This is a genomic window from Streptomyces kronopolitis (assembly GCF_014646275.1).
Classification (GTDB): Bacteria; Actinomycetota; Actinomycetes; order Streptomycetales; family Streptomycetaceae; genus Streptomyces; species Streptomyces kronopolitis.
Map to the genome: position 1 here is coordinate 1 of NZ_BMND01000121.1, position 565 is coordinate 565.

Sequence of the window (565 nt, forward strand, 5' to 3'; positions counted from 1 at the left end):
TTACATCAAATACATTCAAGGCATCGCTGGTTTGAATGCGATAAAATCTGCGGGCAATAATTCCCTTATGTGGCTGAATGCGCTTTTTGTGGCTAAGGGGGGTAATCCCTTGTTCGCTCCTTATTATTTGCAAGACAATTCCACTGAACACATTGTTACTTTAATGAAAGATATTACCAGCACTTTAGGCATGCTTTCTAAATCTAATCTTAAAAACAATTCCACCGATGTTTTACAGCTCAACACTTACACGCAACAAATGGGGCGTTTAGCCAAGCTTTCTAGTTTCGCTTCTTTTGACTCAACGGATTTTAGCGAACGCTTGAGCAGCCTTAAAAACCAAAGATTTGCTGACGCAATCCCTAACGCGATGGATGTGATTTTAAAATACTCTCAAAGGGATAAATTAAAAAACAACCTTTGGGCAACCGGCGTTGGGGGCGTGAGCTTTGTGGAAAATGGCACAGGAACGCTCTATGGTATCAATGTGGGCTATGACAGATTCATTAAGGGTGTGATTGTTGGAGGGTATGCGGCTTATGGGTATAGCGGGTTTTATGAACGC

The 565-nt window shown here is 41.8% G+C and carries 1 protein-coding gene; it reads left to right on the forward strand.

The features are described from left to right. Positions 1–163: 163 nt before the first annotated feature. The coding region (locus IEY78_RS35420; RefSeq protein WP_229700351.1) for a hypothetical protein at positions 164–565 on the forward strand (402 nt) is incomplete at its 3' end.